This is a genomic window from Nonomuraea sp. NPDC049695, assembly GCF_040674955.1.
Taxonomy (GTDB): Bacteria; Actinomycetota; Actinomycetes; order Streptosporangiales; family Streptosporangiaceae; genus Nonomuraea; species Nonomuraea helvata.
This window is the reverse complement of the sequence record NZ_JBFANV010000041.1, coordinates 33,566-59,780: the sequence shown is the minus strand read 5'-3', so window position 1 is coordinate 59,780 and position 26,215 is coordinate 33,566. Positions and strand designations below refer to the sequence as shown.

At 70.1% G+C, this 26,215-nt stretch carries 20 protein-coding genes and 1 pseudogene; 11 read left to right on the top strand and 10 right to left on the bottom strand.

Features of this window, described 5'->3' with window-relative positions; genetic code table 11:
• Positions 1–33: 33 nt before the first annotated feature.
• Entirely contained in the window at positions 34–1,056 is a 1,023-nt protein-coding gene (locus AB0J64_RS30860) for a helix-turn-helix domain-containing protein (protein WP_364034406.1), read from the top strand.
• Positions 1,057–1,073: 17 nt separating this feature from the next.
• On the opposite strand, the gene AB0J64_RS30855 is transcribed toward AB0J64_RS30860, so the two are convergent.
• Both AB0J64_RS30855 and AB0J64_RS30850 read right to left on the bottom strand, forming a co-directional pair.
• Complete coding sequence (locus tag AB0J64_RS30855; protein WP_364034403.1) at positions 1,074–4,874, bottom strand: SDR family oxidoreductase; 3,801 nt, start codon at positions 4,872–4,874, stop codon at positions 1,074–1,076.
• The gene (locus AB0J64_RS30850; protein ID WP_364034401.1) at positions 4,867–9,612 is read right to left on the bottom strand and encodes an SDR family NAD(P)-dependent oxidoreductase; all 4,746 of its coding nucleotides are present in this window, start codon (positions 9,610–9,612) and stop codon (positions 4,867–4,869) included. Before AB0J64_RS30850 ends, AB0J64_RS30855 begins: the two co-directional genes overlap by 8 nt.
• A 33-nt stretch (positions 9,613–9,645) precedes the next feature.
• Here AB0J64_RS30850 and AB0J64_RS30845 point away from each other — a divergent pair, with 33 nt between their 5' ends.
• From AB0J64_RS30845 to AB0J64_RS30825, 5 genes are read left to right on the top strand one after another with little or no spacing between them, the layout of a single operon-like run.
• Positions 9,646–10,617: a 3-hydroxyacyl-CoA dehydrogenase family protein gene (locus AB0J64_RS30845; RefSeq protein ID WP_364034398.1), complete on the top strand. Its 972-nt coding sequence runs from the start codon at positions 9,646–9,648 to the stop codon at positions 10,615–10,617.
• A gap of 22 nt (positions 10,618–10,639) precedes the next feature.
• Complete coding sequence (locus AB0J64_RS30840; RefSeq protein ID WP_364034395.1) at positions 10,640–10,903, top strand: acyl carrier protein; 264 nt, start codon at positions 10,640–10,642, stop codon at positions 10,901–10,903.
• Entirely contained in the window at positions 10,900–12,048 is a 1,149-nt protein-coding gene (locus tag AB0J64_RS30835) for an acyl-CoA dehydrogenase family protein (protein WP_364034392.1), read from the top strand. Before AB0J64_RS30840 ends, AB0J64_RS30835 begins: the two co-directional genes overlap by 4 nt.
• Positions 12,045–13,088: an HAD-IIIC family phosphatase gene (locus AB0J64_RS30830; protein WP_364034390.1), complete on the top strand. Its 1,044-nt coding sequence runs from the start codon at positions 12,045–12,047 to the stop codon at positions 13,086–13,088. Before AB0J64_RS30835 ends, AB0J64_RS30830 begins: the two co-directional genes overlap by 4 nt.
• Positions 13,089–13,109: 21 nt before the next feature.
• Positions 13,110–14,018 carry an LLM class flavin-dependent oxidoreductase gene (locus AB0J64_RS30825; protein WP_364034387.1) on the top strand — a complete coding sequence of 303 codons (909 nt, stop codon included), beginning with the start codon at positions 13,110–13,112 and terminating at the stop codon, positions 14,016–14,018.
• Between the two features lie 2 nt (positions 14,019–14,020).
• Here the strand turns inward: AB0J64_RS30825 and AB0J64_RS30820 are convergent, their stop codons facing one another.
• On the bottom strand, positions 14,021–14,551 hold the full coding sequence (locus AB0J64_RS30820) for a response regulator transcription factor (protein ID WP_364034384.1): 531 nt from the start codon (positions 14,549–14,551) through the stop codon (positions 14,021–14,023).
• A gap of 357 nt (positions 14,552–14,908) precedes the next feature.
• Between AB0J64_RS30820 and AB0J64_RS30815 the strand changes: the two genes are divergently transcribed.
• The 3 genes from AB0J64_RS30815 to AB0J64_RS30805 are packed head-to-tail and all read left to right on the top strand — an operon-like array spanning position 14,909 to position 17,276.
• Positions 14,909–15,733 (top strand): ABC transporter ATP-binding protein, encoded by an 825-nt coding sequence (locus AB0J64_RS30815; RefSeq protein WP_364034381.1) that lies wholly within the window; start codon positions 14,909–14,911, stop codon positions 15,731–15,733.
• A complete protein-coding gene (locus AB0J64_RS30810) occupies positions 15,730–16,557 on the top strand; it encodes an ABC transporter permease (RefSeq protein ID WP_364034378.1) in 828 nt (275 codons plus the stop codon). Before AB0J64_RS30815 ends, AB0J64_RS30810 begins: the two co-directional genes overlap by 4 nt.
• Before the next feature lie 53 nt (positions 16,558–16,610).
• Positions 16,611–17,276: a class I SAM-dependent methyltransferase gene (locus tag AB0J64_RS30805; protein ID WP_364034375.1), complete on the top strand. Its 666-nt coding sequence runs from the start codon at positions 16,611–16,613 to the stop codon at positions 17,274–17,276.
• Positions 17,277–17,314: 38 nt separating this feature from the next.
• Here the strand turns inward: AB0J64_RS30805 and AB0J64_RS30800 are convergent.
• From AB0J64_RS30800 to AB0J64_RS30785, 4 genes and pseudogenes are all read right to left on the bottom strand, one after another.
• A pseudogene (locus AB0J64_RS30800) lies at positions 17,315–17,500 on the bottom strand (enoyl-CoA hydratase-related protein); the annotation flags it as partial.
• A gap of 26 nt (positions 17,501–17,526) precedes the next feature.
• Positions 17,527–18,354: a PIG-L family deacetylase gene (locus AB0J64_RS30795; RefSeq protein ID WP_364034372.1), complete on the bottom strand. Its 828-nt coding sequence runs from the start codon at positions 18,352–18,354 to the stop codon at positions 17,527–17,529.
• 117 nt (positions 18,355–18,471) lie between these two features.
• On the bottom strand, positions 18,472–19,887 hold the full coding sequence (locus tag AB0J64_RS30790; RefSeq protein ID WP_364034369.1) for a tetratricopeptide repeat protein: 1,416 nt from the start codon (positions 19,885–19,887) through the stop codon (positions 18,472–18,474).
• Positions 19,888–19,983: 96 nt separating this feature from the next.
• The gene (locus tag AB0J64_RS30785; RefSeq protein WP_364034366.1) at positions 19,984–21,081 is read right to left on the bottom strand and encodes a glycerophosphodiester phosphodiesterase; all 1,098 of its coding nucleotides are present in this window, start codon (positions 21,079–21,081) and stop codon (positions 19,984–19,986) included.
• Positions 21,082–21,203: 122 nt separating this feature from the next.
• Between AB0J64_RS30785 and AB0J64_RS30780 the strand changes: the two genes are divergently transcribed.
• Both AB0J64_RS30780 and AB0J64_RS30775 read left to right on the top strand, forming a co-directional pair.
• The gene (locus tag AB0J64_RS30780; protein ID WP_364034460.1) at positions 21,204–21,932 is read left to right on the top strand and encodes an SDR family NAD(P)-dependent oxidoreductase; all 729 of its coding nucleotides are present in this window, start codon (positions 21,204–21,206) and stop codon (positions 21,930–21,932) included.
• Positions 21,933–22,151: 219 nt separating this feature from the next.
• A complete protein-coding gene (locus tag AB0J64_RS30775; RefSeq protein WP_364034363.1) occupies positions 22,152–23,297 on the top strand; it encodes a DUF418 domain-containing protein in 1,146 nt (381 codons plus the stop codon).
• 88 nt (positions 23,298–23,385) lie between these two features.
• Here the strand turns inward: AB0J64_RS30775 and AB0J64_RS30770 are convergent, their stop codons facing one another.
• Genes AB0J64_RS30770 through AB0J64_RS30760 form a run of 3 tightly spaced genes read right to left on the bottom strand, consistent with a single transcriptional unit; the run spans position 23,386 to position 26,207 of the window.
• Positions 23,386–24,396, bottom strand: coding sequence for a LacI family DNA-binding transcriptional regulator (locus tag AB0J64_RS30770; protein ID WP_364034360.1), 1,011 nt, complete (start codon positions 24,394–24,396; stop codon positions 23,386–23,388).
• Between the two features lie 24 nt (positions 24,397–24,420).
• A complete protein-coding gene (locus tag AB0J64_RS30765; protein WP_364034357.1) occupies positions 24,421–25,248 on the bottom strand; it encodes an ATP-binding cassette domain-containing protein in 828 nt (275 codons plus the stop codon).
• Positions 25,245–26,207 (bottom strand): ABC transporter permease, encoded by a 963-nt coding sequence (locus tag AB0J64_RS30760; RefSeq protein ID WP_364034354.1) that lies wholly within the window; start codon positions 26,205–26,207, stop codon positions 25,245–25,247. The genes AB0J64_RS30765 and AB0J64_RS30760 overlap by 4 nt, the downstream gene beginning before the upstream one ends.
• Positions 26,208–26,215: the final 8 nt, after the last annotated feature.

Below are 26,215 nucleotides of genomic sequence, written 5' to 3'. Positions count from 1 at the left end.
GTGGGGTGGTCGCACTCATCGTCAGGAGCAGTTGTGGCACACGACATCATCGACGCGGCCGCCGGCCGCTTTCCCGACCCCGCGTCGGCCGCGCTCTACGCCCACGCGTTACGCGCGGGCCAGATCGCGGCCACCGTCGCCGAGGTCGCAGCGGAGGTGGGACTGCCGGTCGCGGTCGTCTCCGCGGCCGTGGCCGACCTCCGGCGGCTGCGGCTCCTGCGAGAGGAGCGCTCCGGCGGGGGCGGCCGGCTGGTGCCTGTGGATCCGGAGGTGGCAGCGGCGGCACTCGTCTCCCCCATCGATGAGGAGGTACGGGAGCGCCAGCTCGCCATCAGCCGGATCAGGAGCGAGCTGAGCGCCTTCCGTCCCCAGTACGCCACCCTCCAGCGCGGCAGGCACGACGGCGCGGGCATCGAGGAGATCCACAGCCGCGAGGTGCTGGACGGCTACCTCTATCTCGCGGCCGAGCGGTGTTGTCAGGAGTTCGTCGCCTCCAGACCGAACCACGTCACCGACGACAAGGTGTCCCAGGGCGAACTGGCCATGGCCAAGCGCGGCGTGCGGGTCCGGCTGCTGCTGCAGCATGCCGCGCGCGCCGACATTCGCCTGCGCATGGACCTGGACGCGCTGCTCGGGCAGGGCATCGAGATCCGTACGGCCAGCGAGCTCTCGCGTCACGTGCTGGTGTTCGACGCCGATCTCGCCTTCCTGCTGAACGACCACGGCGCCGACGGCGAGCCGGTCGGCGTCGTCATCCGCAACCCGTCAGCGGTGCGGCTGCTGCTCGATCTCATCGAGGCCGCCTGGACCTCCGCCGAGCCCTGCGCCGGGCGGAGGATCGGCTACCACGAGGTGATGGAGCACCTGCACGGCACCATCATCCGGCTGCTCGCGGAGGGCCTGACCGACGAGGCCGTGGCACGTCGCCTGGGCATCTCGGTCAGGACCTGCCGACGCCACATCGCCACCGTCCTGCGTGGCCTGGACGCGGTGACCCGCTTCCAGGCCGGGGTTCGTGTGGGTGCCGCCGGCCGCGGCCGGAGCGCGACCGGCTGACGGCACCTTCGCGAGTCTCATTCCCCGGCCTCCGCGAGCTGCTCGACCAGGCCACGGATGGTGGGGTACCCGAGCATCGCCGTCACCGGGACCGGGATGCCGAGCTCCTTGCGGACCTTGGCGATCAGCGAGATCGCGAGCACGGAGTTCCCGCCCAGCTGGTAGAAGTCGTCGTCGACGCCCACCGAGTCCAGGCGGAGAACACTCATCCAGATATCGGCCAGCGTTCGCTCCACGCCCTCGCGGGGCTCGGCGAAGGGCGTGGAGATGTCGGGCCGGGGATCGCGCTCCTCCTCCGCTACCTCCGCGGCCCCGGTGTCCTGCCGGGTGAGGACCCACTGCACGTAGCGCTCGTCCAGCGATCCGGTGGAGATCACCAGGTGGTCGCACTCATCGATGACGGCCACAGCCCGCTCGAAGATGTCGGCCGCCTCCTCCGGCGTCATGTCGAAGGCGCCGGTGTGGCCCACCGGCAGTGCCGCGTCATCCGAGTCCGAGCCCCAGGTGTCCCAGTCGACGGTGATCCAGCGGGCGCCCGAGGCCAGGCGGTCGGCCATCACGTGCTGGTCGAGCGCGGCGTTCACGGCCGCGTACGGCCCCAGCGCCAGGCCGCCGAGCACCGCCGACAGCGAGGACAGGGTGATCCCGCGGACGTCCGAGCCGTTCAGCGCCTTGCGCAGCGCGTGGAAACCGTCCACCTTGGGCGGGAAATGGGCCTGGCAGGCCTGCCTGCTCACCATGTGCGCCGGGCCGTACCCCGCGGGGTCGGGGTTGACCGCGGCGTGAACGACCAGGTCGATGCGCCCGAAGGTGGACAGCGTCTGCTGGACCGCGGCGGTCATGGCCGCTTCGTCGGTGGCGTCCGCCGTCAGGACGAGGAGGTCGCCGCCGGCGTCCACGATGTCCACGAGCCGGGCCAGGCGTTCCGCCGCCGCCGAGCCCGGCTCGGCGGCGGCCAGCCGCGCGCGCCACTCGCTGGGGCCGGGCATCTCGGTACGCGTGGTCAGAGCCACCCGGCAGCCTCGCCGTACCGTGAGATGGCGGGCCAGGATCAGCCCGACGTGGCCGAGACCGCCGGTGATCATGACCACGGAGCCGGGCGGGAGCGCGCCGTCGGGCACCGGCGGGAGCGGCACCTGGTCGTACGAACGGGCCCAGCGTCCCGAGCCGCGCAGCGCGATGGGGCCGGCGTACTCGGCCACGGCCTCGGCGAGCACCCGGCCGGCCATGGCGGGGGACGGCACGTCGATGTCGACGTGCCGGCATCGCCATCCCGGGTTCTCCTGAGCCAGCACGGTCAACAGCCCGCCGAGTGCCGCCTGCGACGGACAGCTGGGCACCGACCCGGCGACGCTGACGGCGTTCTCCGTGACCACTAGCAGGTTCACCGGGTCCGTCGGCAGATGCGCGGCCAGCGCGCCGGCCAGGGCGATCACCGAGTGCGTCCCGCCGGCCGGCTGCTCGTCCGCGGTGAGGCCAAACGTGTGCACGACCGTGCGCGGGGGGTACGGCAGCGCACGGAGGAACTCCCGGAGATCGTCGGCGTCGTCGGGCCGGACGGTGAACCCGCCCCGGCCGTCCGCGCCGAAGGAGAGGGAGGGCCGAACGACGAACGTGTCGGCGCCGATCCGCTGGAGCCCGGCCGCGAGTTCCTCGCCGAAGTCGCCGGCTGCGAGCACCAGCCACGGACCGACCTTCCGCAGGTCCTCCTCGCGGTCGGCGGGCGCGTGGGGGCGCACTGCGGGCTCGTGCCGCCACCCGGCGAGGTAGGTCCACCGTGCCAGATCCGAGGTGCGGCCCTGCACGGCGGGCGGGGCCGCCTGCGACGGCTGGGGCGTCGCGTCGATCCAGTAACGGCGCCGCTGGAAGGGGTAGGTGGGCAGCGGGACACGTCGTGCGTGCCCGGCGTCCAGCGGGGCCCAGTCGAGCGTGGCGCCTGCCATCCAGAGCTTCGCGACCGTGGCCAGGAACCACGCCCGGGCATCGGGTGACGCGGAGGGCGCGACGTCGATCCTGACCGCCGGTCCGCTGCCTTGTTCCGCTGCCGGGTCGCCGTACGAACCGGTCATCGTGGTGTCGAGCACCCGTCCGATGCTGCAGCCCAGCTCGCGCAGCCGGGCCACGAGCGCGGTGATGGCGCTCTCGCGGGCCGGTGCCGCCGCCTCCGGCGTCTCGCCGACCGCCGCCGCCAGCGACCGCCACCACCGGTCCGGTATCCGATCGAGCTCGCCGAGGTGGAGGTCGACCAGCGGATCACGGACCCGGGTCTCCCCTGTCAGCGGGCGGCCGGGATCTTCCAGCGCCCGGCACGCGTCGGCCACATCGGCGGCGACCACGGCCATGCGGACCGGGAACTGCGCCCGCGACTGCCGGAGCGTGAACGCCACGTCCTGGAGGCTGATGTCCGGGTGGGCGGTGAGGTGGGCGGCCAGGTCTCGGGCCGCGGCCTCGAGCGCGACCTTGTCGCGTGCCGACAGCACGAGCAGGTGAGGGCCGGGCTCGTCGGCCCTGGCCGGTCGCGCGGGAGGCTCCTCCAGCACGACGTGGGCGTTGGTGCCGCCCAGCCCGAAGGAGCTCACCCCGGCCCGGCGCGGGTGTGCCCGTTCCGGCCACGGCTGCGGCCGGGACAGGACGGTGAACCGCTCGCGGACGGCGGTCAGCTCAGGGTTGGGGGTGGCGAAGTTGGACGTGCCCGGCAGGGTCCGCCTGCTCAGCGCCAAAGCCGCGCGGATGAGGCTGGTCGAGCCGGAGGCACGGTCCAGGTGACCGATGCTGGGTTTGACCGATCCGAGCACCACGGGCGCGGCGCCGCCCTTGGGAAAGGCCCTGGCCATGGCCGCCAGCTCGATGGAGTCGCCCAGCATCGTGCCGGTCCCGTGACACTCCACGTAGCCGATCGTCTCAGGGCCGACACCCGCGAAGGAGATGGCCTCCTCGATCACCGACGCCTGGCCGTCCACCCCGGGCGCCGTGTAGCCGGCGCACGCCCGGCCGTCGTTGTTGACGGCCGAGCCGAGGATGACCGCGTCGATGTGGTCGTTGTCAGCGATGGCGTCCGACAGCCGTTTCAGCACCACGACCGAGACGCCGTTGCCGATGACGCTGCCGCGGGCGTCGGCGTCGAAGGCCCGCACCACACCGTCCGGCGCGAGGATCCCGCCCTCCTGGAAGGAGTACCCCAGGCCGTGCGGCACCTGGACGAAGGCGCCGCCGGCGAGCGCGAACTCGCACTCGAAGTTCAGCAGGCTCTGCGCCGCCAGGTGCACCGCCACGAGGGAGGTCGAGCAGAAGGTCTGCACGGTCACGCTCGGTCCGCGCAGGTCCAGCTTGTACGACAGCAGCGAGGACAGTGAGTCGCGTTCGGTGCCGATCGCCATCATCAGCTCGCCGCCGGGCTCGGCCAGGATGCGGCCGGCGACCTGCAACGCGTACATCGAGTAGCCGCTTCCGGCGAAGACACCCACCCGGCCGGGCATGGCCATCGGCGGGTAGCCGCTACGTTCGAGGGCTTCCCAGGAGACCTCGAGGAGAAGCCGGTGCTGCGGGTCCATCGCCTCGGCCTCGACGCGGGAGAAGCCGAAGAAGGGCGCGTCGAACATCTCGACGTCCTCCAGCGGTCCGCCGACCCGCACGTAGGCGGGGTCGGCGAGCTGGGCGGCCTGCACGCCCGCCGCCAGGAGCTCCTCCTCGCTCAGCCTCCGGAGCCCGTTACGGCCGGCCATCAGGTTGTCCCAGAACTCCTCGACGTTCCGCGCGAGCGGGAGCCGTCCGGCCATCCCGATGATGGCCACAGCGGCGTCGTAGTCGACCTCACTCATCGTCGGCTCCGTCCTGGGCGGCGTTGCGCCGCCGTGCGATGCGCTGCCTGCGTTGTTTCGCCCGCTCTTCGGCGCGTCCGCCGGCGTCCGCGGATTCGGCAGTGGACCCGGCGGTGGGCGCGGTGACCGACGCGGCGAGCGTGCCCACCGTGGGGCACTGGTAGATGATGTGCGCGGGCAGCCGGTCCAGCTCCAAGACCTGCCGGATCGCGGCCACGATGCCCACGCCGGTCAGCGAGTTGCCGCCCAGGTCGAAGAAGTTGTCGTTGACGCCGACCTGGTCGACGCCGAGCGCCTCGGCCCAGATCTCGGCGATGACGAGCTCGGCGTGCGACTGTGGAGCCATGTACGGGGTGGACAGGTCCGGTCGCGCGTGCCTGGCATCGCCGCGCCCGCGCTTGGCGGCCGTCTGCACGTCCTCGATCGTGTAGTTGCGGCTGCCCTCGACCTGGGCGGAGAAGTCCTGCGTGGACACCACGACGTATGGCTCGGGCCGCGCGAGCACCCGCAGCAGGCTGCGCCAGCCCTCCTCGAAGCCGATGCCGAAGCGTTCCCGGTGCAGCCGGTAGAAGTCGGCGATGACCGGTTCGTAGCCGTCCAGGCCGGCCTCCCAGCCGTTCCACGTCCATTCGCCCCAGCCGACGGAGATCACCCTGGTCTGTGGCAGGGGCTGGGCCTGCGCGAACGCGTCGAGGAAGGCGTTGGCCGCAGAGTAGTCCGCCTGACCGAGCGCCCCGGTGACGGAGGACACCGAGGAGAAGAGCAGCAGGAAGTCCAGCTTCTCGTCCTTGAGGGTGTTGGCCAGCGCCAGCGTGCCGGCCACCTTCGGCGCCAGCACCAGGTCGATGTCCTGCATCGTCTTGAACTGCATCATGCCCATGCCGGGGACGCCGGCGGCGTGCAGCACTCCGTGGAGCTCGCCGAAGCGCTCCTTGGCCGTGACGATCGCGCGCTCGACGTCAGCCTGCCTGGCCACGTCCCCGGCCACCACCACGACGTCGGCGCCCATCGCGGTGAGGCCGGCCAGCGCCTGGACCCGTCTGCGCACCTCGTCGCTGGCGGCGGGGTCGGCCAGGATCGTCTCCCAGCGCTCGGGCGGCGGCATGACGGTGCGGCCCATGAGGACCAGCCGCGCCTGATAGTGCTTGACCAACCGCTCGGCCATGGCCAGGCCGAGCCCGCCGAGCCCGCCGGTGATGAGGTAGACGCCACCGGGGCGGATGGAGGTCACCGGCTCGGCCACCATCTCCGGGGCCTGCAGGATCTCGTAGTCCGGCACCCAGCGCCGCCCGCCGCGCAGCGCGACCAGGTGGTCGCCGTACTGTGAGCCCAGCTCGGCCATGAGGTCGGCGATGGGCAGGGGCTCGCCCTCCACCAGGTCGATCACCCGCAGGGTCACGCCCGGGCACTCGACCGGGATGATGGTGCACGGTCCGAGCACGGTGGCGCGCTCGGGCCGGATCACCTCGCTGCCGATCACCTGCTGGACGCCCGCGGTGACGACGTCGAGCTTCCACGGCGGGGCTCCCACGTCGAGCATGGCCTTGACGAGGGCCACCAGCGTGTGCGCGCCCCGGCGCACGGTCTGCTCGGCCGTTTCGCCGCCCATGGACCACAGGTGGACCACTCGTGAGGGGACGCGCGACCGTTCACGCAGGCTCGTCAGCAGCTCCAGAGTGTCCTGACTGTTGCCGGGCCGGATGCGGTAGCCGTCCGGCAGTTCCTCGTAGCGCTCGCCTGGCCGGACCATCGTGACCTTGGTGACCGCGGCCGCCAGCCGCTCCCCCAATGCCGAGCCGTCGTCGGTGAAGATCAGCCAGTCGTCCCCGTCCGGACCGTCGACGGGCGGCCGCGGCGTGCGCTGCCGCCACACGGGCAGGTTCATCCACTGCGACTCCGGCAGCAGCGGCAGCGTCTCGTACTCGTCGACGAGGCTGTCCACGTCGATCTCGCCTGCGTGCTCGTTCTGGGAGCGGTGCCCGGCCGAGGGGTTGAACCAGTACTCCTCGCGCTGGAAGGGATACGTGGGCAGCGGCACGCGGCCGGGTGCCCATTCCTGCTCGGAACGGTGGTAGGACTCCCAGTCGAAGGTGACCCCTGTCAGCCACAGCTCGCCGATCGCCTCCGCGAGTGTGCGGTCATCGCCCCGGTCCTCCGCCGCCGCCGGCAGCGTGGAGACCACCAGAGGCCAGCGGGCCCGGTCACAGTCGGAGTGCGCGCGGACCATCGCGCCCAGCGACCGACCAGGACCGATCTCGATGACGGCCATGTCCTGGTGACGGAGGAGTTGCGCGAGACCGTCGGCGAACAGGACCGGCCGGCACATGTGCCTGGCCCAGTAGCCGGGGTCGGTGACGAGGTCGGCGTCGGCGACCTCACCGGTCACGTTGGAGATGAACGCGGAGGTGGGCGCGTTGAGCGTGACCGACTCCCGTACCCAGGCCGTGAGCTCCTCCGCCTTGGGCCCCAGCATGCTGGAGTGGAAGGCATGGGTGGTGTCCAGCTCGCGGCAGGCGATCTGCGCCGCACGCAGCCGGAGCGCGAGCTCCTGGACGGCGGCGGTGGGGCCGGCCACGACGGTCTGGCCGGGGTTCACCACGGCCAGATCGATCCTCTGGCCCTCCAGGTCCGGCTCCCGAGCGCGGAGCTCGGCCCAGGAGATGCCCACAGCGAGCATCGATCCGCCGGGCAGCTCGGCGATGAGCTCGGCGCGGCGGGCGACCAGCCGGATGGCGTCCCCCAGCGACAGCACGCCGGCCAGGCAGGCTGCCACGTACTCCCCCAGGCTGTAGCCGACCATCAGCGTCGGCGTCACGCCCCAGTCCAGCAGGGTCTTGGCCAGGGCGTACTCCGCGGCGAAGACAGCGGGCTGGGCCAGGCGGGTCTCCGACAACGCCGTGGTGGGGCCGGCGACCCGCCCCAGGGCGACCGCCAGGTCATCGGCCACGACGGTCCGGCCGGTCGTGAGCGGAGCGAGCAGGTCGAGGTCGGAGTGCCGGGCGAACTCCCGCAGGACATGGTCCAGGTGACGTCTGAAGACCGGCTCGGTCTCGTACAGCCGGCCGACCATGCCGGCGTAGTGCTCGCCGACGCCCGCGAACACGAAGGCCACCCTGCGTCCGCGCGACGGGTCGTGCCGGGTCATCAGCGTGGCCTCCGGGTGTGCCCCGCCCTTGAGCACGGTCGCCGCGGCCTCCGTGGTGGCGGTGACGCATGCCCTCCGGTGCGCGAACAGGGCACGCCCTTCCTGCAGGGTGTAGGCGACGTCCGCGCACAGCTGTCCCACCGTACCGGCCAGGTGGTCGCCGAGCAGGTGCCGGTACTGGTCGGCCGCGGTCTCGGAGCGTGCCGACAGCGGCAGGACGTGCCATGTGCGCGGCGACTCGGGGCGCTCTCTCGGCGGCGGGGCCTCCTGCAGCACGATGTGCACGTTCGTCCCGCCCATCCCCAGGCCGTTGAGGCCGGCCAGGCGGGGCCTGCCCGGCTGCGCGGGCCAGGGAACCGGCCGGCCCGCGACGTAGAACGGGCTGCGGACGAAGTCGATCTCCGGGTTGGGGATGTGGTAGTGCAGCGACTCGGGGATCAGCTCGTGGCGGAAGGCCTCAACCACCTTGATCAGGCCGGCCACCGACGCCGCGCGGTCCAGGTGGCCGATGTTGGTCTTCACCGAACCGATCGCGCAGTACTGACGGTCGCGTAACTCCTCGCCGGATCGGGCCAGTTCCGCGGACTTGAACGCCCGGGTCAGCGCGGCCACCTCGATGGGGTCGCCAAGTTCGGTCGCGGTGCCGTGCGCCTCGACGTAGGAGACATCCCGGGGCGAGACCTCGGCGTCGGCCAGTGCTTCCGAGACGGCCGCCGCCTGCCCGATGATGCTGGGCGCCGCGTAGCTGAACTTGGAGGCACCGTCGTTGTTCATGGCCGACCCACGGATGATCGCGAAGATGGTGTCGCGGTCGGCCAAGGCGTTGCGCAGCGGCTTGAGTATCACGACGCCCGCGCCGTCCCCGAAGATCGCGCCGCGTGCCTGCTCGTCGAAGGTCCGGACGTGACCGTCCGGGCAGACCTGGCCGCCCTCCACGTACAGGTGCCCGACCCGATCGGGCACACGCACGCAGACGCCGCCGGCGACCGCCATCTCGCACTCGCCCTTACGCAGGCTCTGGCAGGCCATGTGCACGGCCGCGGCCGAGGTCGAGCAGAAGGTCTGCACCGACACCGCCGGCCCCGTGAGGTCCAGGCGGTAGGCCACCATCGTAGCCAGGGCGTCCTTCTCGTTGCCGGTGATCACTTCGTAGGGGTCCATCGCGGCGAGGACCTCGATGTCACCGAAGCGGTCGATCATGTACATGCTGATGTTCATGCCGGCCCACACGCCCACCCGGCCGCGGTTGTCCGCCCGCCCGTAGCCGGCCTGCTCCAGCGCCTCCCAGACGACCTCCAGGAAGAGCCGCTGCTGCGGATCGGCTATCTCGGCCTCACGGGGCGAATAGCCGAAGAATCCCGCGTCGAATCCTTTGATGTCGTCGAGAACCGGCCGCACCTTGACATAGTCGGGGTGCGTGAGCAGCCGGGGATCGACATTCGACACCTGCAGTTCCTCGTCCGAAATCTGCACGAACGACTCAACGCCATCACGCAGATTCGCCCAGAAACTCTCGACGTCACGCGCTCCCGGAAAACGCCCGGCCCGGGCGATGACGGCGATATCGTGGTCTCGAACCGGGTGCTCGAACACTGTGGCTCCCTCCGCCTATGCCGACCGCGACCGATGCTGCCCCATCGCCCGCCGGGCGTCCATATCCGTACGCTGACAGCATCCTGCCAGGCAATAATGGCCACCTCCGGGAAACGGATTTCCGTGTTGACACGCGTGCGCCGCCCGGCGAAGAATCCCGGCATGACCCTGATCGGCGTGGTGGGCGCGGGGGTGATGGGTGTCGGTGTTGCGCAGAACCTTGCGGAGGTCGGACACCAGGTCATCCTTGTCGACCAAAAGGATGACATTTTAAATGAGGCGCTCAGGCGACTGGCACAGAATTGCCGGCTGGCGCCCATGCTCCGGGGCGAGCAGGTGGACGTGTCCGCCGTCATGAGCGCCGTCAAGACCTCGACCGCACTGGAAGACCTCGGCGGGACCGCGACGGTGATCGAGAACGTCACCGAGGACATCGCCATAAAAAGGGACGTTTACCAGCGGCTCGACGCGATCTGTCCGGAGGGTACGATCTTCATCGCGAACACCTCGGCCATCCCGATCACCACGCTCGCCGCCGCTACCGGCCGGCCGGGCAACGTGGTCGGCGCGCACTTCATGAACCCCGTCCCCATGAAGACCGCGGTCGAACTCATTCCCGGCGTGCACACCTCCGAGAAAACTCTGGAACGGGCCCGCGCGTTGCTCGCCGAGATGGGAAAAAGGGCGATCGAGGTGACGGACTCCTGCGGCTTCCTGTCGAACCGAGTATTGATGCTCACGATTAATGAGGCCGCTTTCCTGGTGTATGAGGGAGTCGCCTCGGCGAGCGCCGTCGACGATGTTTTCAGGAGCTGCTTCGGCCATCCGATGGGGCCGCTGGAGACGGCTGACCTCATTGGCATCGACACCATCCTGCACAGTGTCCGGGTGCTGCACTCGTACTTCGCCGACAGCAAGTACCGCCCCTGCCCGCTCCTCATCCAGATGACCGACGCGGGACTGCTCGGGCGGAAGTCCGGGCAGGGCTTCCACAGCTACCGCTGATTGACCAAGGAAAGGCTTCGAGATGCGCGAAACGGTCGCCGACATCATCTACGGCTTCATCCGCGGACGCTTTCCCGAGATCGAGATCACTCATGACGACGACATTTTCGCGCTGGGTTTCATAAACTCGCTGTTCGCCATGGAACTGGTCATGTTCATCGAGCAGACCTTTGCTGTCACCATCGCCAACGACGCCTTGCGCCTGGACAACTTCCGCACGGTGAACGCGATGGCGGGACTGGTGCAGCGGCAGGCGGCGCCGGTCGCGGCGCGTGAGATCGGATGACGATCTCCCTGCCGCGCCGCAGCGCCGAGCAGGTGCTGGACCGTGCCTCCGCGCGCAGGTTCGTGGCCGGTCACATAGCGGGGTCGGCCGACGCGTTCGACCGGCGCGGGGACCTGCCCGAGTCGCTGTTCGAGGCGATGGCCGAGGCCGGGCTGTGGGCCCCCTTCCTCTCCGCCGACCAGGGCGGCGCGGGCGTCTCCTACGCCACGCTGGGCTCCATCCACGAGGAGGTCGGCCGCGGCTGCTCCTCCGTGCGCAGCCTGCTCACCGTGCACACCATGGTGTCCTTCGCGATCAGCCGCTGGGGGAGCCAGGAGCAGCGGCAACGCTGGCTGCCGGAACTCGCCTCGGGGCGCGTCCAGGCCGCGATCTGCGTCTCCGAGTACGAGGCCGGCAGCGACACCGGGCGCATCGGCACCACCGCCCGGCGTACGGACCGGGGCTGGGTGCTCGACGGCACCAAGACCTGGATCACCGCGGGACGGCGCGCGGGACTCTTCCTGGTCTTCGCCCGCACGGGCTCGACGATCGCCGCCTTCCTCGTGCCCCGGGACACGTCCGGCGTCGAGATCACCCCGATCGATGGCATCCTCGGCACCCGGGCCAGCCTCCTCGCCACCGTCGGGCTCCGGGACGCGGAGCTGGGCCCGGAGGCGCTGCTCGGCCCGGAGAACTTCGCCGCCGGCATGCTGTTGGCAGGAACCCTCGACATGGGCCGCTTCAGCGTGGCCGCGGGCTCGGTGGGGATCGTCCAGGCCTGCCTCGACGCGTGCGCCGCCTACACCACCGGCCGCATGGTCGGTGACTCCCGGCTCCGGGATCTGCAACTGATCCGCGCGAAGATGGCGGACATGGTGACCGACGTCACCGCCGGCCGGCTGCTCTACGAACACGCGGGGCGCCTGAAGGACAGCGGCAACGCCGAAACGATCATGGCGACCTGGATCGCCAAGTACTTCGCGTCCACCGCAGCAGCCCGTCACGCGGCCGAGGCCGTGCAGATCCACGGCGCGCACGGCTGCGGGCCGGAGTACCCGGTGGCCCGCTATTTCCGTGACGCCAAGATCATGGAGATCATCGAGGGCAGCTCGGAAATCCAGCGACTCACCATCGCCGAAGCCGCCTACCGCCGGAGTGAACCATGACCGGTGAGAGTGCGAGCCGTACGAAGATCAAATGTGTCGTCTGGGACCTCGACGGCACCCTGTGGGACGGCGTCCTCCTGGAGGACGAGGAGGTCAAGCTCCGCGACGACATGGTCGAGCTCATCCACGTGCTCGACCGGCGCGGCGTGCTCAATTCCGTGGCCAGCAGGAACGACGCGGCCCTCGCGATGGCCAAGCTGGCCGAACTGGGGCTGGCGGAGATGTTCGTCTATCCCCAGATCGGCTGGAACGCCAAGTCCAGCTCCGTGGCGACCGTCGCCAGGCGGCTGAACGTCGGCATCGACGCCCTCGCCTTCATCGACGACCAGGAGTTCGAACGGGCGGAGGTGGCACGGGCGCATCCCGCCGTGCTCTGTCTCGACCCCGCGTCCGCCGCCGGCGCGATCGCGACGCCGGCGTTCACCCCGAGGTTCGTCACCGAGGACTCGCGGCGCCGGCGCGAGATGTTCCGCAGCCAGATCAGGCGGGAGGACGCCGAGGAGGACTTCGTCGGGACGCCCGAGGAGTTCCTGGCGCAGCTCGGCATGCGCTTCACGATCCGCGCCGCCACACGTGCCGACCTGCAGCGCGCCGAAGAGCTCACCGTCCGGACCAATCAGCTCAACTCGACCGGCCGCACCTACTCCTACGAGGAGCTCGAAGCGCTCTGCGCCAGCCCCGACCACCTCGTCCTGGTGGCCGAACTGGAGGACGTGTTCGGCACATACGGGACGATCGGGCTCGCGCTCGTGGAACGAGGCATGCCGTACTGGCATCTGCGTCTCCTGCTGATGTCCTGCCGCACCATGTCTCGTGGAGTGGGAACCGTGCTGCTCAACCACGTGATGAGCACGGCGCGCGGACACGGCGCGAAACTGCGCGCCGACTTCGTGCAGACCGGCCGCAACCGCCTGATGCAGATCACCTACGCGTTCGCCGGCTTCGTCGAGGCCGAACGGGACGGCGCCCACGTGGTCCTCGAGTCCGACCTGGAACGCATCCAGGCACACGCCCCCTACATCGAGGTCATCGCACCCTAGTCAGGAAGGACGGCGACATCCATGACGCTCGCCCCACGGCCGTTGATGCTCTCACCTCGCGTCCTGACTCCTGAGGAGTTGCGGACCCGGGTCCATGTCGCCGCCCAGGAGGGAGTGAACCAGATCTGGCTGGAGCAGCAGCCCGACCAGCGCGACGCCACGCTCATGGCCGCGGCCTACCTGGCCGCCGAGCCGCGGATCACGGTGGGGACGGCGGTGCTGCCGATCTACGCCCGACACCCGGTGTCCATGGCCCAGGCTGCCTCGACGCTCGCCGAGCTGTCGGACGGCCGTTTCCTGCTCGGGCTCGGCTACAGCCACCAGTTCGTCAACGAGTACGTTCTTGGGCAGCGGCAGGGTCCGCCGATCGCCGTGATGCGCGAGTACCTGTCCATTGTGCGCACCCTGACGGGCGAGGGTTCCGTGAGTGTGGAGGGTCGGTTCTTCAGCGCGCACGCGCAGTACACGAATCCCGTACGTGATGTGCCCCTCTATCTGGCCGCCCTGCGCCCGCAGATGATCCGCCTCGCGGTCGAGTTCGGCAAGGGCATCGTGATCTGGCTGTGCTCGCCCCGCTATGTGCGGGAACGCATCATGCCGGTCGTCCGCGAGGCGTGCGCGGAGTTCGGCAGGCCGCAGGACGACTTCGACATCATCACCATCCTGCCCGCCTACGTGGGCGAGGAGGCGGAGGAGCGCACCGCCACGTGGGTCAAGAGCGTCGCCTCCTACCGGATGTTGCCCTACTACCGCCACGTGCTCGACGCGTACGGCAAGCCGGACCCCCGGGAGCTCTGCCTGATCGGCGCGCGGGAGCAGGTGAGGGAGCAGCTGAACGAGTTCCGGGAGGCGGGCTGCCTGCCCGCCCCCTCACCCATGCCCGGAACGGAGAAGGAGTTCCTGCAGACCGTGCAGGCCGTGCAGAGCTGATCTCAGACACCCTCGTTCAGCAGATCGAGGTCCAAGGCGACCCTGGTCAGCCCGGCCTTGTTGCCCACGCCCACCTTGCGCCTGATGCGGTGCACGTACGTGTCCACGGTGGCTTTCGACAGCCCGAGGCGCGACCCGATCTGCTTGTGGGTGAATCCCTGCGCGACCATGGTCAGCACGTCTCTCTCCCGCGGGCTGAGCTCCATCTCGGCGTGGGCCTTCACCGTGCCTCCGTTGCCCGTGGGAGCGAGCACGTCGCGTAACTCCTGGGTGATGTACATGCCGCCGACCGCCACCGCGTTCGCGGCCGAGAGCAGAGCCGAGGTGCTCACGTCCTTGCCGACGTATCCCCGGACACCGACGAGGAAGGCCTCGCGCACCACATGAGGGGCGATGTACGTGCTCATCACGAGGACGGCGTAGTCGGCCGCGCAGCCCGACAGAGCCGGCAGGCCGCCCCCCGTGCCGCTGTAGGGGTCGACGACAAGCACCACGTTGCCGCCGACACCGTTGGGTAACTCAATCTGCTCCACCGCGGGGAAAGAGCCCAGGAAGGAACACGACGAATCATGAGACAGGACATCGATAGCCCCGCGGATGGAAACCGAGCTGTCATCTACCACGACTGCATGGAACACCGACAAAATCGCGACACCTCCAGCCACCGGAGAAGTACCACCGGGAAGTGGGCTACCTGCCTACCATGACCGTCTATATCTCTTCTATGTTGATCTCGCGTCAAAGGACGATCGCGGTCGGATGAATGCAGGGAAGGGGTCAACTTTTGCCTGACTTCATTTCCGATGTATTGCCTGTCCGGCCTCGTCGGACAGTCTGGTCCTGCGATCAGAGGATGGCGTAGGACGCGCTCAGGAAGGACACTGGGACATATGGAAAGTGCCGTGAGTGTCAGTGGCCTGGTCAAGAAGTACGGGGACGTGCACGCCGTGTGCGGTGTCGATCTGGAGATCAGAGCCGGCGAGGTGTACGCGATCCTGGGGCCGAACGGGGCCGGGAAATCCTCCACCGTGGAGATCCTCGAAGGCCATCGCGACCGGGACGCGGGTGAGGTCAGCGTGCTGGGCGTCGATCCCCGAAAGCCCACCAGGCATTGGCGGGCCCGCATGGGAATCGTTCTGCAATCGGCGCGCGACCTCCCGGAGATCACCGTACGGGAGGCCGTCCGGCACTTCGCGTCGTTTTTTCACCGCCCCAGAAATCCCGACGAGACAATGGAGTTGGTCGGGCTGACGGAAAAGGCGGACACACGAATACCCAGGCTCTCCGGCGGCCAGCGGCGCAGACTCGACGTCGCGCTGGCTGTCGTGGGCGATCCCGAGCTGCTCTTCCTCGACGAGCCGACCACCGGCTTCGACCCCGAGGCGCGCCAGCAGTTCTGGGGCCTGATCCGCGGATTGGCCGGCACCACGGTGGTGCTGACCACGCACTATCTGGACGAGGCCGAAGCACTCGCCGACCGCGTGGCCGTGATCGCCGGGGGCCGCATCGTGGCCGAGGGGGATCCGCGCACCCTGGGCGGCCGTGCCATCGCGAAGGCCACGGTGAGCTGGGCGGACGGCGAGATCCAGACGGACACCCCGGCCAAGGAGGTCGTCGAGCTGGTCACGCGCTACGGCGGCGAGGTTCCCGAACTGCGTGTCACCCGTCCCACGCTGGAGGATGTCTACCTCAAGCTGATCGAGGAGAACGCATGACGACAGTCGGCACGGCGGCCGTACGGTTACCCGGCGTGTGGCGGATCGGATGGTCCCGGGCGGTCCTGGAGCTCAAGATGTTCTTCCGGGAACGAGATCAGGTGGTCTTCACCTTCTCGCTGCCGATCGTCCTGCTGCTCCTGTTCGGTTCCATCTTCGGCGGCGCCTACGAGGGCACCGGGCTGACGGTCGCGCAGGTATACGCCTGTGGGCTGATCGGCGCGGGCATCCTCTCCGTGAGCCTGCAGAACCTCGGCATCTCCATTGCCATCGAGCGCGACGACGACGCCCTCAAGCGCCTCAAGGGCACCCCGATGCCCAGGTCCGCCTACTTCCTCGGCAAGATCCTCAGCGTGATCGCCATGACGGCGATCGAGGTGGCGGCGCTGCTGGCCGTGGCCGTGCTGGTCTACGACCTCCGGCTCCCGACCGGCGCGACGGCCTGGTTCACCTTCGCCTGGGTCGTGCTCCTGGGGCTCGTCGCCGGCTGCCTGCTCGGCATCGCGATCAGCAGCCTGCCCCGATCGGCCAAGAGCGCCACCGCCGTCATCACTTTCCCGTTCATCGTCCTGCAGTTCATCTCCGGTGTTTACATCCCCATCTCGCAATTGCCGGACTGGCTGGTCTCCGTGGCGGCGCTGTTCCCGCTCCGGTGGGTGTGCCAGGGCCTGCGGTCGGTCTTCCTGGGTGAGGCGGGTGTCGCGCTCGAGCCGGCCGGATCGTACGAACTGGGCAAGGCGGCCGTGGTGCTCGGTTTGTGGGCCGTTGGCGGGCTCATCCTGTGCCTGACCACTTTCCGGTGGACCCGCCGCCAGGACACATGATCACCCAGCCGGGTCTCTCGTTGGATTCCTCGTCCGGAGCTTGATGTTTCTCCATGGCCACTCAGACGGAATGCACGCCTGAACTGCTCCGCTACGTGCGTGAGGTCTCGCTGCGCGAGGACGCCGTCCTGCGCGACCTCAGGGAGGAGACCGCCGCGCTGCCCGCCGGGAGCACGCTGCAGGTCATGGCGGAGGAGGGCCAGTTACTCGGCCTGCTCGTCGCACTCGTGGGCGCGCGGGCCGTGTTGGAGATCGGCACCTTCACCGGCTACAGCACCCTCTGCATGGCGAGGGCCCTGCCTCCCGACGGACTGCTGGTGACGTGCGACATCACCGAACGCTGGCCGAGGATCGGCGCTCCCTACTGGCGCCGGGCCGGCGTGGCGGACCGCATCGACCTCCGCGTCGGCAACGCCGTCAAGGTCCTGGCCGACATCGAGGCCACCATGGGGCGTGCGATATTCGACGTGGCCTTCATAGACGCCGACAAGGCGAACTACGGGCTCTATTACGAGGCCGCGCTGGACCTGGTGCGCCCCGGCGGACTGGTCGTCATCGACAACACGCTCTTCTTCGGCCGGGTCGTGGAGGAGGACGCCAGGGACACGGACACGCTGGCCATCCGCGGCCTCAACAACCGCATCAGGGACGACGAGCGGGTGGACATCTCTCTGCTGCCGTTCGCAGACGGCATCACCTTGGCCCGGAAGAGACGGTGAGGTGACTCCACCGCCCGGCCGGCAGGAACCCCGCCACGGTCGGACCCGGCCGAGAAGCGCCCCTCACGGCCCTCCAGCAGCACGACCGCCGAGTCGGCGACCGCTCGATCGAGGGCGGTGCCGAGCTCGGTGAGCATCTGGATCGAGATCGCGTTCGCCTTGCCGTCGTCCATGGTGATCGTGGCGACGGAGTCCTTCAACCGGTAGCTGACGAGATCACTCATGATCCACAGAATAATATTCTGTGGGCTCAGGTGTCACGCAGGCCCGCGAACAGGTCCTCCTCGTGGTCGGGCGCGTCCACCTTGCACAGCTTCCGCTCGAACGCCTCGTGCGCGAACGCCTGGTGCTGCGCCTCCTCGGGCATGCGGAGCAGGAAGATGTTCTCTCCCTGGCTTTCGTGCGCCTTGAGCGCCTTGAGCTTGCGCTCGACGAAGGGCGTGACGTCGACGAGGCTGGTGACGCGCTCGTCAGGGGTGCCGAAGTCGTCGGACGGCTCGAAGCCGCCGAGATCGACCCCGCTGTCGCGCATCAGCTCGAACATCCGCTTGATGGCGGCACGAGGAATGGCCGTGTAGTAGAGCTTGTCGGGAATGCCGGTCGACTCGGTGGCCGCCACCGTGATGCGGTGGGTCTGAACGTGGTCGGGATGGCCGTAACCGCCGCCGCCCGTCTCGTCGTACGTCACCACGACCTGAGGCCGGTAGTGCTCCATCAGCGCGGCCAGCTTGGCGGCGGCCGTCTCGACGGGCACGTTGGCGAACGCGTCGGGGTGGGCGTTGGCGTCCCAGCCGTCCATGCCGGAGTCGCGGTAGCCGAGCAGCTCCAGGTGGTCGATGCCCAGGTGGGACACCGACTCACGCAGCTCGGCCAGCCGCCGCTCGGCCACCGCCGCGTCATCGTGACCGGGCTCGCCCGGCTTCACACCGCCCTGGTCGTCGCCCTGCTCGCCGTTGGTGCAGGTGACGAGGACCGTGCGGATGCCTTCGTCGGTATATCGGGCCAGGATGCCCCCGGTGCTGAGGCACTCGTCGTCGGGGTGGGCGTGTACGACCATGAGGGTGAGTTGGCGATCCATGGGCCGAAACACTACTCGCCGGCCCCGACAGTTCGGCCCGCCGGCCTGCGCCTGGCCGCCCCGGCAGTTCGGCCCGCCGGCCTACGCCGTGCCACCCCGGCAGTTCGGCCCGCCGGCCTACGCCGTGCCGCCGGGAACCTGGCCGCCCTGGCGGGCCAGCTTGCCGGCGCGCAGGCGGGCGGCCGCCGCCGCGCCCCGGTCGCCCAGGGTCTCGGCGAGGGCCGCCTGCTTGAGCCAGTTGTACGGGCTGCACGGGCGCACGTTGACGCGCTCGCTCACCAGCACCCGGGCCACGTCACGCCGTCCCGCCCGCAGGGCCGACTCCAGCAGGGTCCTCTGTACGGCGTCCCGCTGCGCGTGGCTGCCGCCGAACTCGTTGACCCGGTGCCGGATCGGGTACAGCGCGTCCACCACCGCGTCGTGGTCGCCCTTGCCGAAGGCCACCAGGGAACGGCACACCGGCAGGCCCACCCGCAGGGTCATGTCCTGGTTGGTGACGCCGGGACGCGGCGCCATCACGTACGCCTCCCGCGAGGCGATCAGTTTCTCCGCGTCCCCGATCCGCCCGGCGCCCACGTACGACATGACCGCGTGCATGTCGTTGAACGCGTAGAACGGCTCCCCCACTTTGGCCGGCCACGCGTCGGCCAGGGCGCGCCACCGTTCCTCCTGCTCCGAGCCCTCCAGGAGGAGCCGCCAGAGCAGGGCGGCGGCGTCCAGCAGCTCCATGCACGACTGCCCGCCGGCGAGCACCGCGTCGTAGATCGCCAGCGCCCGCGCCTCGTCGCCCGACTCCAGCGCGTAGAGGCAGTAGTGCCACCAGGTGTGCACGTTGAAGAACGTGCCGGTCGACCAGTCGGGGAGCCGCGCGTCGAGGTAGCGCACGCCTTCCCCGAACCGCCCCTGCATCTCGTACGTGTGCACCACCGCGTGGATGCCCCACACGTCGCGCGGGTTCAGCTCGACCGCCCGCAGACCGACCTCCTCCGACCTGTCGTAGTGACCCGCCTCCTCGAGGCCGAAGGCGTACATGCCCAGCACATGGCCGAAATGCCGGTCCTCTTCCCGCCAGGCGTTCAGCGCCCCGCCGATCCGGTCGCGCAGCGAGCGCGCGTCGCCGGTGAAGAAGTCGACCTGGTGCCCGGCGGCCAGCGCGAGGGCGTCACGCGGATGCTCCACGGTGATCTCGCCCAGGAGCCGCCCGCACGTCAGCCAGTCGCCGCCGAGCAGCGCCCGCACCGCTGCCACGTGCGCACGCTCACGCGGCAGCAGCGACGCCTCGCCGACCCGGCGCAGGAACACGGAGAAGCGCTCCCGCGCCGCGCGCGCGTCCTCCACGTCGGTGGTGAGCAGCCCCAGGTACGCCGCCAGGACGTTGCCCATCGGGAAGTCGGGCGACTCGGCCAGCGCCGCGTCGGTCTCGGCGTCGACCTCCACCCGCAGGTGCAGCAGCTCGTCGATCGCCCGGTCGTAGTGCCGTACCGCGGCGGCACCGGCCCCGGTCACCGCCAGGCCGTGCTGGTCGTTCGTCACCGGACCAATGTACCTACCGATCCGGTGGGGAATAGGGCCAACGCCTTCGATCGCCGCGCCGGACCCCGGGCGCGGCGATCGAGCTCTCGACGGCCCCTACGCCGACCGGCCGGTCACCACGGCCCGTCCCATGGCCGGATCGTCGCAGAACGCCCCGTCGATCCCCAGCTCGACCAGCCTCGACAGCCAGCCCATGACGTTCCCGGTGGCCCGGGCGTAGACGGGGCTGGCCGGGTTGCCGAGCCGGTAGTCCGCCGGGAGCTGCGAGTTCTCGTTCCGTACGGTCCACACGTGCACGGCGAGCCGCCGCCGGTGCGCGTCGGCGATCAGCGTGGTGGGCTCGAGCGTCTTGCCGGAGGCGTCCTGGGGCACCACGCGCCGCGTGTCCACCCCGATCCCGTTCGCGTAGGTGGCCACCTCGCGCAGCCCGTCCGGCGTCACCATGTCGTCATAGGTGCGGGTGCTCCCGGAGGCGACCCAGTCGTACGGCGCGCCCCCGAACGTGATCAGCTGGATCAGCGGCAGCCTCGTCTTGGAGCGCAGCTCGCGCAGGTTCGCGGTCTCGAACGACTGGATGTACGCCTTGCGCACGTGGTAGCGGTTCAGCACGTCCAGCAGCGGCTCCTCCAGCGACAGGCCGATGGAGTCGAAGTACGTCGGGTGCTTGGTCTCCGGGTAGACGCCGACGCCGTGCTCCAGCGCGAGCTTCACGACCTCCTCGAAGGTCGGGATCTCCGGCAGCCCGTCGAAGGCCGTGTTGTCCGGCCGCAGGTCCGGCACGCGCTCCTTGGCGCGCAGCGTCTTCAGCTCGGCCAGCGTGAAGTCCTCGGTGAACCAGCCGGTGACCGCCCGCCCGTCCACGGTCTTGGTGGCGCGCCGGTCGGCGAACTCCGGGTGCGCGGCCACGTCGGTCGTGCCGGAGATCTCGTTCTCGTGCCTGGCGACCAGCACGTGGTCCTTGGTGGAGACGAGGTCCGGCTCGATGTAGTCGGCGCCCATCGCGATGGCGGTCTCGTACGACAGGAGGGTGTGCTCGGGCCGGTGGGCGCTCGCGCCCCGGTGGCCGATCACGATGGGAGCGTGGCCGCGGCGGTCAGCCGTGGCGGGAGTCGTCTGGGTCAGCACGACGGCGACAGTACCGCCGGCGAGGACACCGGCCAGCACGCTCGCGAGTAACCTGCGCATGCTCGTCATGCGCGCAAGGTAAACCACTCAGGTGGACCGTGAGTTACGCGTGAGCACACAGAGGAAGACGTACGGAAACGCCCCTTTCCAACCTCCCCTCGACGCATCCGTCACATGGAAGATAGGTGACCATGACGGATCTCAACGGACGCGTGGCCCTGCTGACCGGCGCGTCGGGCGGCATCGGGCAGGCCATCGGACGCCGGCTCATCGCCGCGGGGGTCAGGACGGCCTTCACGTACGGCACCCGCTCCGGACACGCCGACGACCTCGTCGAGCAGGCGCGGGCGGCCGGTGTGGACGCGATCGCGCTGGCGGGCGACCTGGCCGACCCCCAGGTCCCCGCCGCCCTGCTCCGCACCGCGACCGACGCGCTCGGCCCCGTCGAGCTGCTGATCTCCAACGCCGGCTACGCCATCCAGCAGGACTACACCGCGGTGGACGCGGTGACGTGGGACCGCACGATCGCCGTCAACCTGCGCGCCCCGTTCCTGCTGGCGCAGCGGGCGTTGCCGGGGATGGCGCAGCGGGGGTTCGGGCGGGTGCTGTTCATGTCGTCGATCGCGGCCTTCACCGGCGGCATCGTCGGCCCGCACTACGCGGCCTCCAAGGCGGGCCTGCACGGCATGCTCCACTTCCTGGCCTCGCACGTCGCCTCGCACGGCGTCACGGTCAACGCGCTGGCGCCCGCGCTGATCCAGGACACCGCCATGCTCCCCGCCACGGCCGACCCGCATCTCCTGCCGGTGGGCCGGTTCGGCCGCCCGGAGGAGGTCGCCGACCTGGCCCTGGCCGTCCTGCGCAACGGATACCTCACCAGCCAGGTCCTCAGCCTCGACGGCGGCGCCTACCCCCGCTAGATCCAGCCGTCCCGCCGGCTGGTCTCGGATCTGGTTGACGACGCCCTGCCGTACCTCGAGCGGCCGCCGGCATCGTCCACCAGCGACCGGTCGAGCTGGTGACCACGGAAGTCTCCCGCAGGTCGCGATGGCCATCTGCGCAACATTGCGACTTTGGTCGCTCCCAGGACCTGCCTTGGACCGATGCCCGCCAGGCAAGGCGTCTCTAGCGTCGTGGCCATGACGCAGAAGCTGGGATCCAGGCGAGTGCACGAGATCGACGCGGTCCGCGGGTTCGCGCTGGCAGGCATTCTGGTGGCCAACATCGGGTTCTTCTCCGACCCGCGCTACGCCGTGAGCATCGGCACGATGCCCATCACGGACGGGCCGGTCGCATGGTTGGTCAGCACGCTGGTACTGACGAAGTTCTACATCCTGTTCTCGTTCCTGTTCGGCTACTCCTTCACGCTCATGTCGCGTGACGGCGTGAGCGTGAAGGCCAGGATGGCGCGGCGGTGCCTGGGGCTGTTCGCGATCGGGGTGGCGCACGGGTTTCTGCTGTGGATCGGCGACATTCTCACCCTGTATGCCGCGCTGGGGCTGATCCTGCTGGCCATGCGCGGCGCCTCGGCCAGGAGGGCCTTCGCCGTCGGCTGCTGGATCATCGGGGTCATGTCGGTGCTCTGGCTGGTGCTGGCCGGACTCAGCCTGCTGGACCCGGCGGGCGGCACGGCGCCGACGGTGGACGCGGCGGCCGGGGCGCGGGTGGAGGAGCTGGTCAGGAGCGGACCGGTGGGCGTGCTGACGTTCCAGGCCCAAACGTATCCCGGGCTGGCCGCCATGGTGTGGATCGGGCAGGGGCCGATGGCGATGGCGCTGTTTCTGTTCGGCATGGCAGCGGGCAAGTCGCGGCTGTTCGAGAATCCGGAGCGCTGGGCCCGCCTCGTGCCGCGGATCCAGTGGGTCGGCTTCGGCGCCGGGCTGCCCGCCGCGAGCTTGTTCACATGGGCGCAGAGCCAGGGGGACGCGCTCGAACTGGTCTCGCTGGCCGTGAACAACGTGACCTCGGTGCTGCTGACCGCCGCCTACGTGGTCACCTTCCTTCAGGTGATCAGGCGCGTGCCCGCCGTCGGCCGCGCGCTGGCTCCGGCAGGACGGGCGGCGGCCTCGAATTACATCGGGCAGTCGGTGCTGTGCTGCCTGGTGTTCACCGGCTACGGGCTGGCGCTGGCGGGCAGGCTGTCGCCGCTCGCTGTGATGGGCGTCGCGGCGGCGATCTACGCGGTGCTGCTCGCCCTCAGCGCGTGGTGGCTGCGCGGCCACCGGTACGGCCCGGTCGAGTACGTGCTGCGCTGGTTCACTCGATGGGCCAGGCCACGGGGATAACGCGGCTCGTAGACGTCGATTTCACGCTGCGTGAAGGGGCCTGTGGATCGGGCGGTTCACCGCCGGAGAGACCGCTCCTCGCTGAGGATCAACGGGGCGCGGGCAGCTCGCCCGAGCCGCGGACGACCAGCCGGGTGGGCACCAGCGCCCTGCGCGCCTTGGACCTGTCGCCGTCCAGCCGCGACAGCACCAGCTCCGCGGCCTCCGCCCCCATCCGCGCCGGGTCCTGGGCCACGACCGTCAGCGGTGGGTCCAGGCACTCGGCCAGGGGCAGGTCGTCGAAGCCCACCAGCGCCACGTCCTTGCGGCCGGCCCGCGACAGCGCCACCACCGCGCCCATCGACGCGAAGTTGTTGGCCGCGAACAGCGCCGTCGGCGGGTCTGGTAGCGCTAACAGACGCATTGTGGCGCGGGCCGCGGCCTCCTGGTCGTGTCCGGTCTCCACCAGGGCGCGCTCGAACGGCAGGCCGGCCGCCTCGAGCGCGTCGCGGTAGCCCTGGAACCGCTCGCGGCGGGTGTAGAGGGCGGCGGGCACGTCGCCGAGGAAGCCGATCCTGCGGTGGCCGTGGGCGATCAGGTGAGCGACCCCGGCCCTGGCGCCCTCGCGGTTGGCGCTGACCACGCTGTCGGCGGTCAGGCCGACGGCCGGGCGGTCGAGGAAGACGATCGGCAGGCCGGCCACGCGCTCGTTGCGCAGCTGACGGTGGTCGCTCGTGGCCGAGGGGACGACCATGAGCGCGCTGACCCGCCGGGCCAGGAACGTCGTGATCAGCGACTGCTCGAGCTCCGCCGTCTCGCTGGAGTTGCCGACGATGAGAGTGAGCCCGCGGGCGCGGATCGCGCTCTCGATGCCGCCCGCGACCGTGCCGAAGAACGGGTTTCCCATCTCGGGGATGACCAGGCCGATGGCCGCGTCGCGGGCGCCGACCCGCATGTTGCGGGCCATCAGGTTGGGCTGGTAGCCCAGCTTCCTGACGGCGGCCATGACGCGCTCGCGGGTTTCGACGGCGACCGGGCCGTCGTCGTTGAGCACCCGCGAGACCGTCTTCGCCGTGACGCCGACCTCACGCGCCACATCTGTCATCGTCGGACGCCGCATTGCGCCCATGTTAGTGGCCGCCCATCAGGACAATCCGATGGCCTCCGCCGCGCCCTGATCAGCCACCACCGCCTTGCCCTCCGAGACCTGGAGGGCGCCGGTCATGATGGCCACGACCTCGGCCATGCTGTGGTCGCCCGGCTTGATCTGGGCGACCCGGCGGCCGAGGCGCTGGATGTGGATGCGGTCGGCGATCTCGAACACGTGCGGCATGTTGTGGCTGATCAGCACCACCGGGGTGCCCCGGTCGCGGACCCGCCTGATCATGTCGAGCACCTGGCCGGACTCCTTGACGCCGAGCGCGGCCGTGGGCTCGTCCATGACCACGACGTGCGTGGCCCACGCCACCGCCCTGGCCACGGCCACGCCCTGCCGCTGGCCGCCGGAGAGCGACTCGACCGGCTGGGTGAGCGAGCGCAGCCCGATCTTGAGCGCGTCCATGTGCCTGGCCGACTCCTCGCGCATGCGCTTCTTGTCGAGCAGGCGGAAGACGCTGCCGAGGACGCCGGGCTTGCGGAGCTCGCGGCCGAGGAACATGTTCGTGGCGATGTCGAGCGAGGCCGCGACCGCGAGGTCCTGGTAGACGGTCTCGATGCCGTGCTGGCGGGCGTCGATCGGCGACCGGAGGCGCACCGGCTCGCCGTCGAGCAGGATCTCACCGGAGTCGGGCTGGAGCGCGCCGGTCAGCGCCTTGATGAGGCTGGTCTTGCCGGCGCCGTTGTCGCCGATGACGGCGAGCACCTCGCCGGGCATCAGGTCGAAGTCGGCGCCGTCGAGTGCCGTCACGTGGCCGTACTTCTTGACCAGGCCGCGGGCCTGGAGGACGGGGGTCTGGGAGGCGGGGGTCGTCATCGATTCCTCCTGCGCGAGAGCTGGTCCACGGCCACGGCGAGGATCACCAGGACGCCGGTGATGAGCGTCTGGTAGATCGACGGTACGCCCATCAGCTGCAGGCCGTTGCGGAACACCCCCACGATGAGGGCGCCGACCAGCGTGCCGATCACCAGGCCGCGCCCGCCGAACAGGCTCGTCCCGCCGAGCACGACCGCGGTGATGCTGTCCAGGTTGTCGGTCTGGCCGGCCTGCGGGTCGCCCACGCCGGTACGCGAGACGAGCAGCAGGGCGGCGATGCCGTACACGAAGCCGGCCAGGGTGTAGACGCCGACGGTCAGGCGGGCCGTCCTGATGCCGGTCAGGCGGGCCACCTCGGGGCTGTTGCCGAGCGCGTACACGTGCTTGCCCCATGCCGTGGAGCCCAGCAGGTACGCGAAAAGCAGGAACAGCAGGATCGTCAGCAGCGAGCCGTAGGTGACGTTCGTCTGGCCGACCTGGAACGTCTGCCCCAGGAACGTCAGCAGCGGCGGCAGGTCCGTGACCGTCTGCTCGTTGGAGTAGATGTGGGTCAGGGCGAAGACCACGTTCAGCATGCCGAGCGTCACGATGAACGGCGGCAGCGAGATCCGCGTCACCAGCAACCCGTTGACCAGCCCGAACAGCGAGCAGAGCGCGAGCCCGGCGACGAGTGCCAGCACCGGCGGCAGGCCGCTGTCCACGGCCAGCTTGGTCATCACGATGCCGCCGAACGCCATGATGGCGCCGTTCGACAGGTCGATGCCCGCGGTGAGGATGATCAGGGTCTGCCCGATGGCCAGGGTGCCGACCACCATGACCTGCTGGATGATCAGGGAGAAGTTCGGGCCGGTGAGGAACTGGTCGGTCCTGAGCCCGAAGAACACGCAGGCCAGCAGGAGCGCGACCAGCGGACCGGCGACGGGCGTGGTGATCAGGCGACGCGGCAGCGTCGCTTCCATGACAGCCA

What these genes read in the sequence shown, in the direction of transcription:
- AB0J64_RS30835 (WP_364034392.1), top strand. Translation starts at nt 10,900, where the DNA reads ATGACGATCTCCCTGCCGCGCCGCAGCGCCGAGCAGGTGCTGGACCGT.
- AB0J64_RS30815 (WP_364034381.1), top strand. Translation starts at nt 14,909, where the DNA reads ATGGAAAGTGCCGTGAGTGTCAGTGGCCTGGTCAAGAAGTACGGGGAC.
- AB0J64_RS30780 (WP_364034460.1), top strand. Translation starts at nt 21,204, where the DNA reads ATGACGGATCTCAACGGACGCGTGGCCCTGCTGACCGGCGCGTCGGGC.
- AB0J64_RS30855 (WP_364034403.1), bottom strand. Translation starts at nt 4,874, where the DNA reads ATGAGTGAGGTCGACTACGACGCCGCTGTGGCCATCATCGGGATGGCC.
- AB0J64_RS30840 (WP_364034395.1), top strand. Translation starts at nt 10,640, where the DNA reads ATGCGCGAAACGGTCGCCGACATCATCTACGGCTTCATCCGCGGACGC.
- AB0J64_RS30770 (WP_364034360.1), bottom strand. Translation starts at nt 24,396, where the DNA reads ATGCGGCGTCCGACGATGACAGATGTGGCGCGTGAGGTCGGCGTCACG.
- AB0J64_RS30845 (WP_364034398.1), top strand. Translation starts at nt 9,646, where the DNA reads ATGCTGCCCCATCGCCCGCCGGGCGTCCATATCCGTACGCTGACAGCA.
- AB0J64_RS30785 (WP_364034366.1), bottom strand. Translation starts at nt 21,081, where the DNA reads ATGACGAGCATGCGCAGGTTACTCGCGAGCGTGCTGGCCGGTGTCCTC.
- AB0J64_RS30805 (WP_364034375.1), top strand. Translation starts at nt 16,611, where the DNA reads ATGGCCACTCAGACGGAATGCACGCCTGAACTGCTCCGCTACGTGCGT.
- AB0J64_RS30795 (WP_364034372.1), bottom strand. Translation starts at nt 18,354, where the DNA reads ATGGATCGCCAACTCACCCTCATGGTCGTACACGCCCACCCCGACGAC.
- AB0J64_RS30760 (WP_364034354.1), bottom strand. Translation starts at nt 26,207, where the DNA reads ATGGAAGCGACGCTGCCGCGTCGCCTGATCACCACGCCCGTCGCCGGT.
- AB0J64_RS30775 (WP_364034363.1), top strand. Translation starts at nt 22,152, where the DNA reads ATGACGCAGAAGCTGGGATCCAGGCGAGTGCACGAGATCGACGCGGTC.
- AB0J64_RS30830 (WP_364034390.1), top strand. Translation starts at nt 12,045, where the DNA reads ATGACCGGTGAGAGTGCGAGCCGTACGAAGATCAAATGTGTCGTCTGG.
- AB0J64_RS30765 (WP_364034357.1), bottom strand. Translation starts at nt 25,248, where the DNA reads ATGACGACCCCCGCCTCCCAGACCCCCGTCCTCCAGGCCCGCGGCCTG.
- AB0J64_RS30810 (WP_364034378.1), top strand. Translation starts at nt 15,730, where the DNA reads ATGACGACAGTCGGCACGGCGGCCGTACGGTTACCCGGCGTGTGGCGG.
- AB0J64_RS30825 (WP_364034387.1), top strand. Translation starts at nt 13,110, where the DNA reads ATGACGCTCGCCCCACGGCCGTTGATGCTCTCACCTCGCGTCCTGACT.